The organism is Pantoea sp. OVA07A (genome assembly GCF_019969975.1).
Taxonomy (GTDB): Bacteria; Pseudomonadota; Gammaproteobacteria; order Enterobacterales; family Enterobacteriaceae; genus Pantoea; species Pantoea agglomerans.
In genome coordinates this window covers 160,762-177,531 of the sequence record NZ_JAHXYM010000005.1, presented here as the reverse complement: position 1 = coordinate 177,531, position 16,770 = coordinate 160,762, and the positions used below count along the sequence as shown (strand labels likewise).

The window sequence follows — 16,770 nt, the reverse complement described above, 5'->3', positions numbered from 1 at the left end:
AGCAAAGAAAACCACAAACTGCCAGCCTGACCGTATGCGCTTTGGTCCCCTTAACGGGAACAGCGATGGGCGGTAGCGTGTCCAGGAACCGACAAAGAGAGAGATTCATGGAAAACCCAGCCATCCTGTTGCGACGTCTGAACCCTTACTGTGCCCGTGCGATGGAAGGGGCGGCGTCGCTCTGCCAGACCCGCGCCCATGCGGAAATTTTGCCGGAGCACTGGCTGCTGAAGCTGCTCGAACAGGGGGAAGGTGACCTGACGGTGCTGGCCCGCCGCTATGAGTGGGATATGGACCAGCTTTGGCAGGATTTGCTTGCCTGGCTGGATAAACAGCCGCGTTCAGTACGTCAACGTCCACAGTTGTCTGATGCCATTCAGACGCTGATGCAGGAAGCCTGGCTGATTGCTTCCCTTAACGGCGAGGAACAAATCCGCAGCATCCATCTACTGATGGCGCTGGTTTACAAACAGAAACTGGTTCGCTGTGACGGGCTGTGGCCACTGCTGACGCTGGGCCAGAGTCAGCTGGAACGTATGCGTCCGCTGCTTGATGGGCAGTCGGATGAACGTCCGGAAGTGCAGCAGGAAGCCGGACTGGCGCAGAACCACGGTGGTGACTTGGAATTTGTCGGCCGTCCGGTCGATGCAGAGCTGAACGTCGGGGAGCTGAACCTGGCGCTGCAGAACGCGCTGGATAAATTCACTCTGGATGTCACCGCCAAAGCGAAGGAGGGCAAGATTGACCCCGTGTTCGGCCGTGATACCGAAATCCGCCAGATGGTCGACATTCTCTCGCGCCGTCGTAAGAACAACCCGATTCTGGTCGGTGAACCGGGTGTCGGTAAAACGGCTCTGGTCGAAGGTCTGGCGCTGCGTATTGCCGAGGGCAACGTACCTGAATCCCTCAAACCGGTCATCCTGCGCACCCTTGACCTCGGTCTGTTGCAGGCGGGCGCAGGCGTGAAAGGTGAATTTGAACAACGCCTGAAAAACGTCATCGATGCGGTTCAGCAGTCGCCGGTGCCGGTTCTGCTGTTTATCGACGAAGCGCATACCATCATTGGTGCCGGTAACCAGGTGGGCGGAGCCGATGCGGCCAACCTGCTGAAGCCAGCGCTGGCTCGCGGCGAACTGCGCACCATTGCTGCGACAACCTGGTCCGAATACAAGCAGTACTTCGAGCGCGATGCCGCGCTGGAGCGCCGATTCCAGCGGGTGTTGGTGGACGAGCCGGACGATGAGACGGCGTGTCTGATGCTGCGTGGCCTCAAATCCCGCTATGCCGAACACCACAATGTACACATCACTGACGATGCGGTGCGCGCTGCGGTCACGCTGTCCCGTCGCTACCTGACAGGTCGCCAGCTGCCGGACAAGGCCGTTGACCTGCTGGATACCGCCGCTGCGCGCGTGCGCATGAGCCTCGACACCGTGCCGGAACAGCTGACCCGCATTCGCTCGCAGATTACCTCTCTTGAAATGGAGAAGCAGGCGCTGCAGGAAGATATCGCCGTCGGCACTCAGAGTCATGGTGAACGCCTGACCGCCATTGAGCAGGAAGAGAACGATCTCATCGTTGCACTCGACGAGCTTCAAACCCAGTACGGTCAGGAACTGAAACTCACCGGACAACTGCTGGAAAGCCGGCAGGACATCTCCCGTCGTAGCGAGACGCGCACGCTGCAACAGGAGCTGAAGGGCATGCAGCACAGCAACCCGCTGCTTTCCGTTGATGTGGACGTACGCACCGTTGCCACCGTGATTGCCGACTGGACCGGCGTGCCGCTGTCGTCACTGATGAAAGACGAACAGACCGACCTGCTGACCCTGGAAAACGAAATTGGCCAGCGAGTGGTAGGCCAGAATGTTCCTCTGACCGCCATCGCTCAGCGCCTGCGTGCGGCGAAAACAGGCCTCACCTCAGAAAATGGTCCGCAGGGTGTCTTTCTGCTGGTCGGCCCGAGCGGCGTCGGCAAGACCGAAACCGCGCTGGCGCTGGCGGATGTGCTGTACGGTGGCGAGAAGTCACTCATCACCATCAACCTGTCCGAGTACCAGGAACCGCACACGGTGTCGCAGCTGAAAGGCTCCCCGCCGGGCTATGTCGGTTACGGCCAGGGCGGTATTCTCACCGAGGCCGTGCGCAAGCGTCCGTACAGCGTGGTGCTGCTCGATGAAGTGGAAAAGGCGCACCGCGACGTGATGAACCTGTTCTATCAGGTCTTTGACCGCGGCTTTATGCGTGATGGCGAAGGGCGTGAAATCGACTTCCGTAACACAGTTATCCTGATGACCTCGAACCTCGGCAGCGATCACCTGATGCAGCTGCTGGATGAGCAGCCGGACGCCACCGAAGGTGACCTGCACGCGCTGCTGCGCCCGATCCTGCGCAACCACTTCCAGCCCGCGCTGCTGGCGCGCTTCCAGACCGTGATTTACCGCCCGCTGAGTGAGCCTGCCATGGGCACCATCGTGGAAATGAAGCTCGCACAGGTCAGCAAGCGCTTACATCGTCACTACGGCCTGACCACGCAGATTGATGAGAGCCTGTATGACGCGCTGGTCGCCGCCTGCCTGCTGCCGGACACCGGTGCACGCAATGTTGACAGCCTGCTCAATCAGCAAATTCTGCCGGTGCTGAGTCAGCAGCTGCTGACTCATATGGCGGCGAAGCAGAAACCGCAGTCGCTGCGGCTTGGATGGGATGATGAAGAAGGGATTGTACTGGAATTTACACATGACTGATGAAACGCAGGATGAGTACAGGATTAAAGAAGGTGGTGTCAGGCTACTTACGACGGGTGAGATACAGATGGCACACTCTGTATTTTTATCCACCATTGATTATTCGAAAGTATGGATCCACAGAGAGAGTTATCTCCCTTTCAATCTACAGGATAAGAATACGGCTATGACCCCAAATGGGGAGATTTATTTTCGTGACCAATACTGCGACGATTTCTCCCAGACAACTGACGATCTTCAACATATGTTCATCCATGAAATGGGGCATGTCTGGCAACGAATGAAAGGCATGAATATTATTATGAGAGGATTGGTCAGTTGGATGGTTAGTTATCGTTACACTCTTGATGGTCGCCTGTTAAGTGAATATCCGATGGAGCAGCAGGCGCAGATTATTGCAGATAATTTTACACTAGAGGCTCATGGCTATGATGGTTGGTTGCGTCTCAGGGGCTGGGAGATCGTTACTCTTGATGGTGATGCATCTGAATCAATCATCCGAGAAATGTATAGAAATTCATTGAGAGGGTTTCCATGGTAAAAATAAAGTGGTGGCATTCAGTACTGTTTCTTATTTTAGCTGTCACTTCTGCCTTTACATTAACCGGATGCCCGTGGGGTGGGATGAAATATTACCCAGCTGAAACAGCCAGCGTCTGGATGAAGAATAATGCAGTTTGTTATTACGTCCCAGATAGTAAGGATTATCAGCCTGTTTTCATCTCTATCAACCTCAGGAATAAATCGTCTAAAGAAAGGCAGTTTACCGAAAACCCGAATTTACGAATTATTGATGGTCAATTATGTATTAGTCCTTCGTTTTACCATTTTCCTGATACGTCAAAAGCCCCATTTATTGTTGAGGTTGTATTGCAGTCTAAGAGTAAAAGTAACCATCCAAGGAGCTTTGTCACCGGATTTGAAATGATCAACGGTAAGGCCCGGGATGTATCGTTGACGACACGGGAATACCATGTGCCAGCGACGGCACGCTAAACACTATACTGAATAGTAACATTCGGTTTCTATATGATGATAATCCGATGCTTTGATTTATGCCTGAAAGGAATATTCACCTTCTTTTTCCTTTCCGTGCTGACAGGATGTCCTGGCCCGGGAGACAGGATGATTCCTCATGAAACCACATCTGTCAGCAAGCAGGGGGAAAATGTATGTTTAGATATTCCAGATGCTCAGGATTATCAACCTGCTGACATGGGGATAAATCCACGAGGAACACCTTCGAAGGAGAAGGATTTTAATTTCTCTCCAGGCCTCACGATCGTTAATGGAAAATTATGCATTCCACCTTCTTTTTATCATTTTCCGGATAAGGGGAAGCTTATTTTTGAGTATGTATTGATTTCAAAGAAACATGAAGATGAGCCACGGAAATTTGTCGTTGGCGTGGGGGTGAATAATGGGCAGGTATACAATTTTCCTCTGATCGATCGAGAAATAGCAAGGCCATATGGATCAATTCAAGTTTCCGAGTAGCTGGTCAATATAAGATAATGAGAACATTCACCTTTATTGCGTTGGTCGTGATAAGCGTACTCTTTCTTCCGGTTGCTTTTATTTACACGTTTGTTAAGCGCTTTATCCCCATTAGTGGCGATGGCGAATACGGCATAAACAATTTTGAAATGACCGTATTGCTGATTAAAACCTTCGCCAGTGCCCTCGGGGCCGGAGCCATAATCACGCTTTTTCGTACTCGCTGAGTACCCCGATTAAACCTGCAATTTGCCCTTCGGCAAAAAAGTCATGGACTGCAGGTAATCCCATGGAGTCAATATCATGAGTCTGACTGATACGCTTAAGAACACCCTGTCTGCGCTAACTGAAGGCAGACTGAACCGCTACCGTCTGGATATTCCGTCCTGCGCAGCCTCATTGGATGTGGAAGAGTTTAGCGGTAAGGAGTTCATGAGTGAGCTTTACCACTACGACATTATCTTTACCAGCAGCGATCAGAATATCAGTTCAGCGCAACTGTTGACCAAACCAGCCACGCTGACCATGGGAACTGGGCCACTGATGGGGTTGACCGGGCAGAAAGTGGTGCATGGTGTGGTGACGCATTTTAAGCGTATCAGTGGTTCACGTGACCAGGCAACGTACCAGATTATTATTGAGCCGTTCTTGTCTTTGCTGCGCAAGCAATTCCGTACCCACCGCTTTTTTGTCAATAAGTCGGTACCGGAAGTTGTCGCCGAAGTGTTGCAGGAGCATGGCCTGAAAGGCTGGGAGTATGAGTTCACCCTAAAAGCCGACTATCCGAAGCGTGAACAGATTAACCAGTACAAGGAAAATGACCTTGCGTTCATTGAGCGTCTGCTGGCCGAAGTGGGGATTTTCTACTTCTTTACCCTGCAACCCGACACCCAGACCGAAGTGGTGCATTTCGCAGACAAACAGAGCGCATGGACGTTTGGTAAGTCTTTGCCACTCAGCAGTCCATCGGGAATGAGTGACAGTGCAGCGGACTCGGTATGGGGGGTTAATGTCCGACAGAACGTGGTTGAGCGCTCTGTCACCGCCAGTGATTACAATCACCGTGAAGCCCAGAATGTCCTGACCTCTGTACCGGCGGACATGACCCGCGGCGACGGTGACGGTGTTACCTACGGTGAGGTTTATCACTATCTACCGCGTCATCTTGAACGTGGCGACAAAATCACACCTTCAGCGGAAACCGGCAATTTCTGGGCACGCCTTGAGCATGAGCGTTTTCTTTCCGGACAGACGATTATCAGCGGGTGCAGCAATGATGCCCTGCTTTCTCCGGCCCAGGTGCTGACCATCAGTGAAAGTGTGGTACCACCGACACTGCCATCAGAAACGGACAACGGCATAATCATCACCCGAACGGGCTATATAGCCAGCCGTAAAGATGCCCTGATCGTGATGTGGGAAGGGATGCCGTATTACGAGAACCGCTGCTGGCGTCCTGCTGCTAAAAAGCGCCCGGTGGTCAGCGGCACCCTGACGGCACGAGTGACCAGCGCCAAAGATAACGACATCTACGCCTGGCAGGATGCATCCGGCATGTACCGGGTGAAGTTTGATGCCGACCGTGATGATAAAAAACAGGGCATGGAAAGCATGCCGGTGCGTTTTGCCAGGCCTTACGGTGGTGATAAGTACGGCTTCCACTTCCCGCTGATACAGGGCACGGAAGTCGCCATTGCGTTCCACGAAGGTGATCCAGATCGTCCGTATATTGCGCACGCGCTGCACGACTCCCGCCACGTTGACCATGTCACTGAAGCCAACAGCACCCGAAATGTTATCCGCACAGCTGGCCTGAACAAGCTGCGGATGGAGGATAAGCGCGGCGAGGAACACATCAAGCTCAGTACAGAGTACGGGGGTAAGACGCAGCTTAATTTAGGTCACAACGTGGATGCTTCCCGCGAACTGCGCGGTGAAGGTGCGGAGTTGCGTACCGATCGGTATGTGTCCATCCGGGGTGGTGCCGGGGTGTTTATCACTGCAGATAAACAGCCGTTTGCCGGGGACAATATGCTCTCTATGCAGGAGGCGATTGCCCAGCTCGAGAATGCACTGAGTATTGCGCGAAGCATGTCAGACGCAGCTGAAACTGCGCAGGCGCTACCCGCGGATATTCAGAGCCAGGTGAAGTTGACTAATGCCCTCAAAGATCTTGTGCAGCCAGGAATGGTGTTGAATGCACCAGAAGGCGTGAGCATCACCAGCCCACAGGCGGTTCGCATGGCGTCGGGTAGTGCCAGCGTTGGGATCATGTCGCAACAGAATACAGACATTAGCGCTCTTAAACGATTTACCGTAGCAGCAGGTGAAGCCGTGAGTATGCTGGCCCGTAAGGCCGGGATGAAACTCTTTGCGACTAAGGGAAAAGTAGAAATCCAGGCTCAGGATGATGCGCTTGAGGCGATAGCCAAAAAGGATGTGACCGTAACCAGCACAGATGGGCGGGTAGAAATCACGGCTGCGAAAGATGTCGTGCTTAAAAATCTGGAGGGTTCGTTCATCCAGTTGCAGGGTAAGAATATTATTCTGGGCTGTGAAGGTAATATCCTGTGGAAATGTGCCAATGCGCAGAAAATGGGCAGTGTAAGCATGAGTAGTGTTATGCCCCAGTTTCCATCGGGATATAGTGGGAAGTTTACTGCATCGTCTGTTGCAGGAGTTCCAGTTGCTGCCGCGGCATACATGTTGACATCGAGTAATGGGCAGAAATTATTTGGTAGAACAGACGAGAATGGTGAAACATTTCCTGTTTACTCATCAAACCCGAATGAGTCTTTTGAACTTGAAATGATTCAAAGTGATTATTGGTACGATAGTGAAAATATTGTGGACAGAGTACATTGCACATCATTTTCAGATATGTCATTCCAGGACGATGGCTGTCAATGCAGTGATTGTGAGGGAAATAAAAGTGCGTGATATTACTTTTAAGTTTAAAATTTTGTTATGTATGTTGCTGACTCCATCTTTTTCTTTTGCAAGTGGCACATGGAATGCTAAATCAGCACAAATGCAATGTGGCTCAGCTTTGGTAAAGGTCAGTGCTGAATGCCAGGTGAATCAAAAAAGCCCAACGGAGAATATATGCAAAAATTACCACTTGGAAATAAAGAACGGCACGAATAATAAAGAGTTTTCTTTGCCATACATCCCGAACAGCCAAAAAGCTCTCCTGGAAAAACAGGGTTATTCCTTCAATAATGTAGTTAAGCCTGGTGATTGGGCTCCCTCCACTATGAAATGCTATGACAATGAAAATATTGTGATCGGATACCATCTTGGGCTGGATGAAGATGAGAGCGTAAAGGGATCATTGTTGTCATATATTGATGCCCCATTTATTGATCTTTCAGGGAACTTTATTACAGGCAACAAGCTTTCTGAGCTTAGATCTCGAGAAATGAAAAACCCCTACGATAATACAAGCATAGACTTTATTAGCAATCGCTGAGGTATGGTATGTCTGATTTATATGAGTATTTAAATGCCAAAAAGGGAAAGGCATATTTTGATGACCAGATTAAACCATTTTCTTTAATCTCAATCTATCCGGATATAGATACATCCCGAAAGCTAAGAGGTAACAGTCGTACAATAGGAGATGCTAATAAAGATGTCCAGGATACTATTATAGATATGATAATTACCATAGCTGTCCGCTATGGATTAAGTTATAAAGAGATATCTTATATATTATTAACTACTAAGGTTGAGTCTGGATTTAATCCCGATGCGGCAGCGGGGACTACTAGTGCAGCTGGTTTAGCACAAGGAACGGTTGGTTTTATCAACGATGCATTGACACAATCTGAAGACATTCTTGGTTTTCAGCTAGATCTTCGTAATGAGGAAGTTTTTGACGCTGAAAAAGGATGCTATGCGGTTATTTATTCCTTTTTACTTAACAAATCGAAGGTGATGGAGAGTTACACATCAGATCAAAGTGAATACTGGGAATGGCTTTATTTGTTGCATCATGATGGTGCCTATAGTTTAGGAAAATATCTCGATGGTACACGTGAGAAAAGTGCAGATGGCGAGAAGTGGGCGCTTTATATAACTAAGCATTTATCAGTTGTGGAAGGGTTACTAAAAAATACTGAAGTTAATACTATATTTAAACTGTCTACCGGAAATAATACAGCATTCAAAAACAAAAATTATATTGCTGCAATTTTTCCATTTCCCATTTCAATATGCCCAAATTTAGTGTCAGACTATGAGAAAGCTCTAGTTTTTATCAAAGGCGTGACTGATGCAAACGGGATGACTAAATCAGTCAATGCTATCGCAGGTTCAGAAATTGTGTTTGCTATTCTTGCTGATAATTACAAAGAATTAGCCAAAGCAACTGTTGAAAAAAATACCAATGAAAAGCATAAGACTCTAACTTATACCGTTAAGAAAGGCGACACTTTATCAGCAATAGCGAAGAAATATCGTGTATCAGTAGAGAAATTGGCAAGAATTAATAAGATCCATAACGTCAACATGTTGCGCATTGGTGCGAAATTAAAAACACCTGATAGTAATCAAAACCATGGATATGTTAGCCGCTATGTTTCTGAGCAGACCAGGAAAGAGATTCTCAAAAGCATCGGAGTTGAAAATGCTAATGCTAAAGCAGCCATTGAGTATTCAAGAAGCCATATTGTTTTACCTAAAGGAAGCAAGTCAGCAGACTCGGAAAAGAAAAATAATGTAATTCATATTAAAACGACGACGACGGATAAGTCCGTTGCTCGCAGGAGTAAAAATGAACCAGAGAAGCATCAGACTACTTCAGAGGGAAAGGCAAAAGAAATTTCTGTTGTTAACGACTTTGAACCTCTAGTCAAGTTTCGAACTGATATATCTGAAAAATTACAGAGCTTGGTTTCTGCTCATTCAATTGATGTTATTAAAGGAATAATGAAATCTGCAGGTGTCCATAAAATTACTATCACTAGCACCCTACGCACTCCCGAAGAGCAAGTGGAAGCAATGTACAACAATATGTGCAACAAGGGTGTACAATCCCAGCTTGATTATTATGCTGCTGCGGGTCGGGAAGTTGTACAAGTAGGTATCGCTGTGGGTGGCATAGATAAAAGTAAGGAGAATCAGGTTAAAAAAGCCATGATTGATAAAGTCAATTCTTTACAAAAAGATGGACGTCTTGTTTCAAAACATTGTGTTTCGCTTGAATCGTATGCTCAGAGAAATGTATTTGATATAAGTAAAAGATTATTACCTGTCACTTTGCAGCGGGCTTTTGATAAGGCTATTACAAAATATGTAAAAGATAATCCAGGAAAAGTGAAATATATCAGTCCATTTGAAAATCGTGGTGAACCAGCATTCCATGTGGAGATTGTACAATGAATAAAATATTGTTTTTTATTGCTGTCGTTCCTTTTTTTGCATTTTGCAATACTATTAAGGTAAAAGATGGTCTGTATTATGGATATTGGGTTTATAAAGATCATGGTGCCGTGAAAGAGTATGGTGTTTTAGCTAACGAACCTAGAAAATTGATGGGTGAATATATATTAACGCCTGTTCATAAGTTTACTGATGATAATGAAATATATATTAAAGTTAAGGGGGGTATCCCAATCGTATATTTTTATCAAAAAAGTGTTGGGTCTGATCTTAATACGGTTGGATGGGCTGGCGCTAGATTTACTGAGGGGGATATGATTATTTCTACAAGCACTATTCGAATGGTCACAGAGGATGCCACAGACCATATATTTGTTGGTGAGGAATTCTTAGGGAAACGGATAAGGCTTAAAAAGGATGAAGTGGTTCCGTTGTCATTAATTGATGACAATAGTTTTAATGTGGACTGTAATCAATACTTGGATATTAATGCTTATAGGGAGAATGGTATTCCTGATTATGAAGAGCCAGATCCAAAAGGACGGGAAGGGATAGGTTTATCTTATCCTGCAACGGTTTTTGCAGTCGGTGAACTCGGTGTTTGTTCTGCATTTCTCGATGATGATATTGTTCCTCAAATTAAAAACGGATGGATTAATTTCCGTCGACTCAATTAAAACATATAAACTAATTTGTTAGGTGTGATATGTCCAAAGGATTTGTATTGCCAGGAGATAAAACTACTCACGGCGGTGAGGTTATATCTGCATCTTCGACCATAATCGTGAACGGAAAGAATGTAGCCCTCGTTGGCGATGAAATTAATTGCCCTGTTGAAGGGCATGGTATTAATGCCATTATAGAAGGGTCACCAGAATGGATCTCTGATGGGAAGCCTGTTGTTGTGGATGGCTGCGAATGTGAATGTGGTTGCCATGTTATCTCCAGTGCGCCGGATTGTTCAGTAGGATAAGTTATGAGCTGGGAGCGTCAGAAAGCTACAATTTCTGCAGAACCTGATGAGCCGTCACTGGTCATCTGGCTGATTGCAGGCCTTATTGCTGTTATTGCTGGAGTGTTGCTCTTTGTACTCCACGCCAATCAGTTTCTGGATGAATTGCAAAAATTTAACCTCTGGATTGTTGCCGGAAGCCCTCTTTTTATCTGGTTCGTGACGATTTGTATTCGCGGCTGGATGTATAACCACGCAATGGATCGTCACCAGTTTGAATCTGATGAAGCAGATTATGCACAGCAGCAATGGATTTCCTGGGCCGGGCGTTATCTGGCGGTTCTGCATAGCCGGGTTATCCTGCCTCATGAATTGACGCCATCCACATTTCTGCAGGCCCCCAAAGATCTTGAGCAGGGTAGCTCTCTTTCTCGGAGAATAACGTTACCTGTGGGCGAAGATGCTTTTTCAGCATTGATTGGGGGCCTGGACATATCAGAATTACAGCGCTTAACTGACCTCCCTTTCCACGCAACCTTACTGACGGATTCACACGATCCTGATAAGACATTGCAGAGAGAATTTTCAGCATGCTGGCTCCAGTTAGTTGGACAGGCGTTTCCCGTACCGTTACTGACAATTCTTAAAGACCGAACCTTCGATTGGGTGGGCGAACGTCTTAAATCCCCGGTTCTGGATGTTGAGCTTCTGTTAGTTCACCAGACTCAGGGAGGGAATGAGTACAGTGATTCGCTCTCGGCTTTAATGCTGACCTCTGATGATGTAGCAACGAAGTATCAGCTTAACCATCACGCTCGCCTTCTTCGGCCTATGTCGCTTGAATCAACCCAAATGCTGAGTGAAGAGCTTGATACCTTTTTCTCGACCCAATCACAGGCTATCGCTGCGCGTGCAATAGTGGGTGACAGCATGGAGTGGGGTGATGATTTTTCCACTCTGCTGGCCAGTGCAAAACAATATGAAGGCCGCTGGAAACCCCAGCAGTGCCATTGGCTGGAGAAATATGCCGGGCTCAGCGGTCCTTTCTCACCGTGGATTATGGCCGCCGTCGTCAGTGATATAGCTATGCTCACAAAAGAAGATTGCCTGATGCTTTCGGGTGACAAAGAGCAGCGATTTGTAAATACCGTAACTACAGGGAATCTGATGAATGGCGAAGGATAACTCAGTGTGGCGTGGTAACTGGGGACGCATCAGTATTACTGCGCTGATTGCTGTCGCGATCGGATTGGCTATCTGGAAAAAGGGGGATGCGTTCGGACTGACCAGTATTGGCCTTAAGCTGCTGGTATTTATGGCGGTGATAATCCTTCTGCTGCTTGTCCGCCATGGCAAAATCATTTGTCTTGCGATTAAACAACAGTGGTCGCGTTTTCAGGCAAAGCGTAAAAGTGTCCTGCCTGCCGATGAAGGACGTGTCAAACAGACCGCCCCACGCAATGTCACCGTCGACTCCATCCGCCTCGCCATGCGTAACCTCTACGGTCGGCGCTGGGGCCGTAAAACACGTATCCTGCTGATAACTGGTACTGCTGCAGAAGTGGAGCAGCTCACACCCGGCCTCACCAGCCAGCTCTGGCAGGAAGATCGCGGTACGCTGTTACTGTGGGGCGGTGATCTCAATACGCCAGCGGACAGTGCCTGGCTGACCGCGCTGCGCAGACTGCGACGCCGTCCGGTGGATGGGCTGGTGTGGGTCACTTCAGCCTTTGACCAGCTCCCAGCACCAGGGCTGGAGCAGCCATTGCCTGTACCGTCTGAAAGCACCATGGATTCCCTATCTCATGCCATTAGCGCCCGCATGGATGCGCTGGGCTGGAAACTCCCGCTGTATGTCTGGTCCCTGCATCCGCGCGCCGGTAAGCCGGAAAGGCGTATTACGCAGGCGGCAGGTTGTCTGTTACCTGTCGGTTGTCGTACCGAAGGGCTGGCAGAACAACTCTCTGCCCTGACGCCGGATTTGACTTCACAGGGTCTGCAGCAGACCTGCGGTGATGTGAAACATAACTTCTTACTGACGCTGGCTGACCAGCTCATTCGCGAACCAGAAAGTGTGACTGCACCGCTGTCGGTGATGCTCAATCCGTACCGCCCGCTGCCGCTGGCTGGTGTGGTGTTTAGTCAGCCCTCTGCCGGTGCCGAACGTGTCGTAACACATCACTGGGGCATGGATAAGCGCTGGGATGTTTTGCCTGAGTCTGTCCGCACGCTTCCTGCCGGACTGCGTCCGCGCAAGCCGGGCATTCCATGGCGCAAAGTGTTTGCGTCAGTTGTCGCCCTGGCGATGGTGGGCTGGGCTGCATGGATGAGCATCGCGTATGTCACCAACCGCAGCCAGATTGACGGCGCGAATATCCAGACCGCACTTGCCGCCCGACAGAATCAGCCGCTGGAGCAGCGCCTGCACGCGCTGTCTGAACTCCAGAAAACCCTGGCTCGTCTGCAGTACCGCTCTGAGCATGGCGTGCCGTGGTTCGAGAAGGCCGGCCTGAGCCAGAATAATGCCCTGCTGGCAGCACTCTGGCCACGCTATCAGGACAGTGCACTGCCGCTGTTGCGGGATGCGGCCGCAACCCATCTTCAAAAGCAAGTCAGCGCCTTTAACGCGTTGCCGCCGGGTAGCCCACTGCGTGAGCAGATGGCAAAAGCCACCTATGACCAGCTCAAGCTCTACCTGATGCTGGCGCGTCCGGAACATATGGACGCGGCCTGGTTCAGCCCGGCGCTGTTGCACGACTGGCCAAAACGCGATGGCGTGAAAGACGGTGTCTGGCAGGGCGTGGCGCCGTCACTGCTGTCGTTCTATGGTGCGCAGCTGGTTGCGCACCCTGAGTGGAAATTGCGGGCAGATGAGAACATGGTCAGCCAGGCGCGTTCCCTGCTGGTTCGCCTGATGGGCTTACGTAACAGTGAGTCGACCCTGTACCAGAAGATGCTCTCCCAGGTGGCGCATCTGTATGTCGATATGCGCCTTGAAGACATGACCGGCGATACCGATGCATCCCGTCTGTTCAGCACTACGGAAATCGTGCCGGGCATGTTCACCCGTCAGGCCTGGGAGCAGGCCGTGCAGCCCGCCATCGAGAAGGTGGTGAAGGCGCGCCGGGACGAGCTTGACTGGGTGCTGACTGACAGTAAGCGTCAGGTGAATAAACAGAACGAAACCTCGCCGGAAGCACTGAAAAAACGTCTGACCGAGCGCTACTTCGCTGACTTCGGCGGAGCCTGGCTGGAGTTTCTCAACAGCCTGCGCTGGAACCGGGCCACCACGCTGTCGGACTCTATTGACCAGCTGAGTCTGATGGCTGATGTGCGTCAGTCACCTCTGGTGGCGTTGATGAACACCCTCAATGTGCAGGGGCGCACGGGTCAAACTGGCGAAGCGATTTCCGACTCGCTGGTGAAGTCAGCGAAGAACCTGCTCGGTGGTGACAACAAAGATGCCATTGACCAGAGTGTCGGGGTTCATGGCCCGCTGGATGCGACCTTTGGCCCGGTGCTGGCGCTGATGGACAAGATCCGCACGGGCGCACAGGAGTTGAGTCTGCAGTCGTTTCTGACCCGCGTGACGCAGGTGCGTCTGCGACTGCAGCAGGTGACCAATGCTGCTGACCCGCAGGCTATGGCCCAGACCATTGCCCAGACCGTATTCCAGGGCAAGGCTGTGGATCTGACCGAAACCCGCGACTACGGCAGCCTGATTGCCGCGAGTCTCGGTCAGGAGTGGAGCGGCTTTGGGCGCACGGTGTTTGTGAACCCAATGGAGCAGGCCTGGCAGCAGGTGCTGACCCCGGCGGCCGACAGCCTCAATGCACAGTGGCAGCAGGCGGTGGTGGCTGAGTGGAACAGTGCCTTTGGTGGCCGTTATCCGTTCAACAACTCCAGCAGTGATGTTTCTCTGCCGCTGCTGGCCAAATACCTCAACGCAGATTCCGGGCGTATCGCGCAGTTCCTGCAAATCCGCCTCAAAGGCGTGCTGCACAAAGAGGGCAACCACTGGGTGCCGGACAGCATCAACTCGCAGGGCCTGGCCTTTAATCCGGCGTTCCTCAACGCCATCAACACCCTGAGTCATATCTCGGATGTGGCCTTCACCGAAGGCAATGCCGGCATGAACTTCGAGCTGCGCCCGGGCACCGCCGCTGGCGTGATGCAGACGGATATGATTATCGACAGCCAGAAGCTGACCTATTTGAACCAACTGCCAGCGTGGAAGCGCTTTTCGTGGCCTGCGGATACCGAAGTCCCTGGCGCGAACCTGAGCTGGGTTAGTATCCAGGCTGGCACCCGTCAATATGCCGAAATTCCGGGAGCATGGGGCTGGATACGCCTGCTTGATAAAGCCGCCGTCAGTGCTTACCCGGGTGTCGACAGCAGTTACAGTCTGAGCTGGAAAGCGCAGGATGGCCGTATGCTCAATTACACCCTGCGTACCGAAGCGGGCGAGGGGCCATTGGCGCTGCTGAAGCTGCGTAATTTTCGCCTGCCGGAAACTATCTTCAGCACCACCGGCGTCATACCGTCAGACCCGGCGACAGATACGGCCAGTGACGACGGGGAGGCGTACTGATGAGCACACTCAATGCCTTACTCAGTGCCTGCCAGGCAGAGCAGGAACCATTACTTTTAGAAACCCGTGAGCGTGTGGCGCAGTGGGGCAGCTGGCTGCAGCCGCTGTCCGGTTCATCACCCGTGGGCGAGGATCCGGGCTATAACGATGACTTCCAGCAGATGCGCGAGGAGGTCAACAAGCTCTCCGGCGCGGATACCGAGCTCATCTGCCGGCTGGCAGAGAAGCTGCTGACCACGACCGCCAAAGATATCCGTGTGGCGACGTACTACTGCTGGGCGAAGCTGCACCGCGAAGGTGAGCAGGGGCTGGCGGAAGGGCTCGAACTGCTGGCCGGTTTGCTGGAGCGCTTTGGACCACAGCTGCACCCGCAGCGTGACCGCAGCCGTAAGGCGGCACTGGAATGGCTGGCAGGGTCGCGCATGACCGACTCGCTTTCCCTGTACCCGGAAGTGGTCAGGATCGATGCGATGCGAACCACTGGTGCGCTGCTGCTGATATCACAGCTTATTGAGAATGAGCCCGATGAAACCCGTCCTGAACTCAATGCGCTGTATGGTGCCCTGGAAAGTCGTTTGCACAAAGCGGGGGGCGTGGATGCCGTGGTACCGCAGAACGCCAGTACCAGCGAAACCCCTTCACCTGCCAGTCACAACGATGCACCGGCTATCGGGCGTATCACTTCCGGCCAGGATTTGCTGGCCCAGGCCCGCACCCTCACCGAATATCTGCGTGAGCAGCCGGACGGCTGGCTGTCAGCACACCATCTGATGAAGAGCCTGCGTCACGACACCCTGCGGGCTATCCCGGCCCCGGATGCGCAGGGGCGTACACGCATCGAGCCACCAAGGGCGGATCAGCGCGCGTTACTCAAACGCCTCTACCTGCAGCAGAACTGGGCTGAAATGCTGGATACAGCAGACAGCACGTTTTCCCGCGGTGCCAACCACCTGTGGCTGGATTTACAGTGGTACATCCACCAGGCGCTGACGAAATCCGGCAAGGAAACGCTGGCCGACATTGTCACGGCTGATCTGAAAGGGCTGCTGTCGCGCCTGTCCGGGCTGGAGACGCTGGCGTTCAGTGACGGCACGCCGTTTGCGGACGAAGTGACGCTGAACTGGATCCAGCAGAGCGTGCTGGACACCGTCGGCGGTTGGGGTAATGACACGCCATCAGCCCCGGTCACCGCCGGTAACGATGACATTCTGTCGCTGGAGCCGAAAGCCGTAGCGCTGGCCGACAGTGAAGGCCCGGATGCGGCGCTGGGCTGGTTGCAGACCCGGCCCGGCATCGCCACCGCGCGCCAGCAATGGCTGTTGCGACTGCTAATGGGCCGCATTGCTGAGCAGTACGGTAAGAATGACCTGGCGGTGCACCTGTTTGCAGAACTGGGTGAGCGCGCCAGAGAAGTGACCCTCAATGACTGGGAGCCAGAGCTGCTGTTTGAGGTACAGGCCCGTCATCTGAAACTCCTGCGCCTGAAAGCTGGTCGCAGTGAGGCTGATAAGACCCGCCTTACGCCGGTAATGGACCAGTTACTTGCCGGGCTGATCGCCGTCGATCCCGCCCGTGCCGCCGTGCTTTGCGGTTAAATC

General features: G+C 51.4%; 12 protein-coding genes. All 12 read left to right on the top strand.

Translation table 11 applies throughout. The features are described 5' to 3' along the window. Window positions 1-107: 107 nt before the first annotated feature. The 12 genes from tssH (at window position 108) to tssA (ending at window position 16,767) form a co-directional block, all read left to right on the top strand. The gene (gene tssH, locus LC417_RS16630; RefSeq protein ID WP_223566159.1) at window positions 108-2,747 is read left to right on the top strand and encodes a type VI secretion system ATPase TssH; all 2,640 of its coding nucleotides are present in this window, start codon (window positions 108-110) and stop codon (window positions 2,745-2,747) included. Next, a complete protein-coding gene (locus LC417_RS16625; RefSeq protein WP_033772344.1) occupies window positions 2,740-3,288 on the top strand; it encodes a hypothetical protein in 549 nt (182 codons plus the stop codon). Before tssH ends, LC417_RS16625 begins: the two co-directional genes overlap by 8 nt. Next, a complete protein-coding gene (locus LC417_RS16620; protein WP_223566158.1) occupies window positions 3,282-3,743 on the top strand; it encodes a putative T6SS immunity periplasmic lipoprotein in 462 nt (153 codons plus the stop codon). The genes LC417_RS16625 and LC417_RS16620 overlap by 7 nt, the downstream gene beginning before the upstream one ends. 33 nt (window positions 3,744-3,776) lie before the next feature. After that, window positions 3,777-4,244: a putative T6SS immunity periplasmic lipoprotein gene (locus tag LC417_RS16615; protein ID WP_341275054.1), complete on the top strand. Its 468-nt coding sequence runs from the start codon at window positions 3,777-3,779 to the stop codon at window positions 4,242-4,244. Between the two features lie 303 nt (window positions 4,245-4,547). Next, window positions 4,548-7,184: a type VI secretion system Vgr family protein gene (locus LC417_RS16610; RefSeq protein ID WP_191918366.1), complete on the top strand. Its 2,637-nt coding sequence runs from the start codon at window positions 4,548-4,550 to the stop codon at window positions 7,182-7,184. Then, window positions 7,177-7,716, top strand: coding sequence for a hypothetical protein (locus LC417_RS16605; protein WP_033772340.1), 540 nt, complete (start codon window positions 7,177-7,179; stop codon window positions 7,714-7,716). The genes LC417_RS16610 and LC417_RS16605 overlap by 8 nt, the downstream gene beginning before the upstream one ends. Before the next feature lie 8 nt (window positions 7,717-7,724). Then, window positions 7,725-9,629: a LysM domain-containing protein gene (locus LC417_RS16600; RefSeq protein WP_223566157.1), complete on the top strand. Its 1,905-nt coding sequence runs from the start codon at window positions 7,725-7,727 to the stop codon at window positions 9,627-9,629. Then, entirely contained in the window at window positions 9,626-10,306 is a 681-nt protein-coding gene (locus LC417_RS16595) for a hypothetical protein (RefSeq protein WP_223566156.1), read from the top strand. The genes LC417_RS16600 and LC417_RS16595 overlap by 4 nt, the downstream gene beginning before the upstream one ends. A 29-nt stretch (window positions 10,307-10,335) precedes the next feature. Then, on the top strand, window positions 10,336-10,602 hold the full coding sequence (locus tag LC417_RS16590) for a PAAR domain-containing protein (RefSeq protein WP_071998046.1): 267 nt from the start codon (window positions 10,336-10,338) through the stop codon (window positions 10,600-10,602). A 3-nt stretch (window positions 10,603-10,605) separates the two neighbouring features. Further along, entirely contained in the window at window positions 10,606-11,766 is a 1,161-nt protein-coding gene (locus tag LC417_RS16585) for a hypothetical protein (RefSeq protein ID WP_223566155.1), read from the top strand. Beyond that, a complete protein-coding gene (locus LC417_RS16580) occupies window positions 11,753-15,172 on the top strand; it encodes an ImcF-related family protein (RefSeq protein ID WP_223566154.1) in 3,420 nt (1,139 codons plus the stop codon). The genes LC417_RS16585 and LC417_RS16580 overlap by 14 nt, the downstream gene beginning before the upstream one ends. Then, window positions 15,172-16,767, top strand: coding sequence for a type VI secretion system protein TssA (tssA, locus tag LC417_RS16575; RefSeq protein WP_223566153.1), 1,596 nt, complete (start codon window positions 15,172-15,174; stop codon window positions 16,765-16,767). The genes LC417_RS16580 and tssA overlap by 1 nt, the downstream gene beginning before the upstream one ends. Window positions 16,768-16,770: the final 3 nt, after the last annotated feature.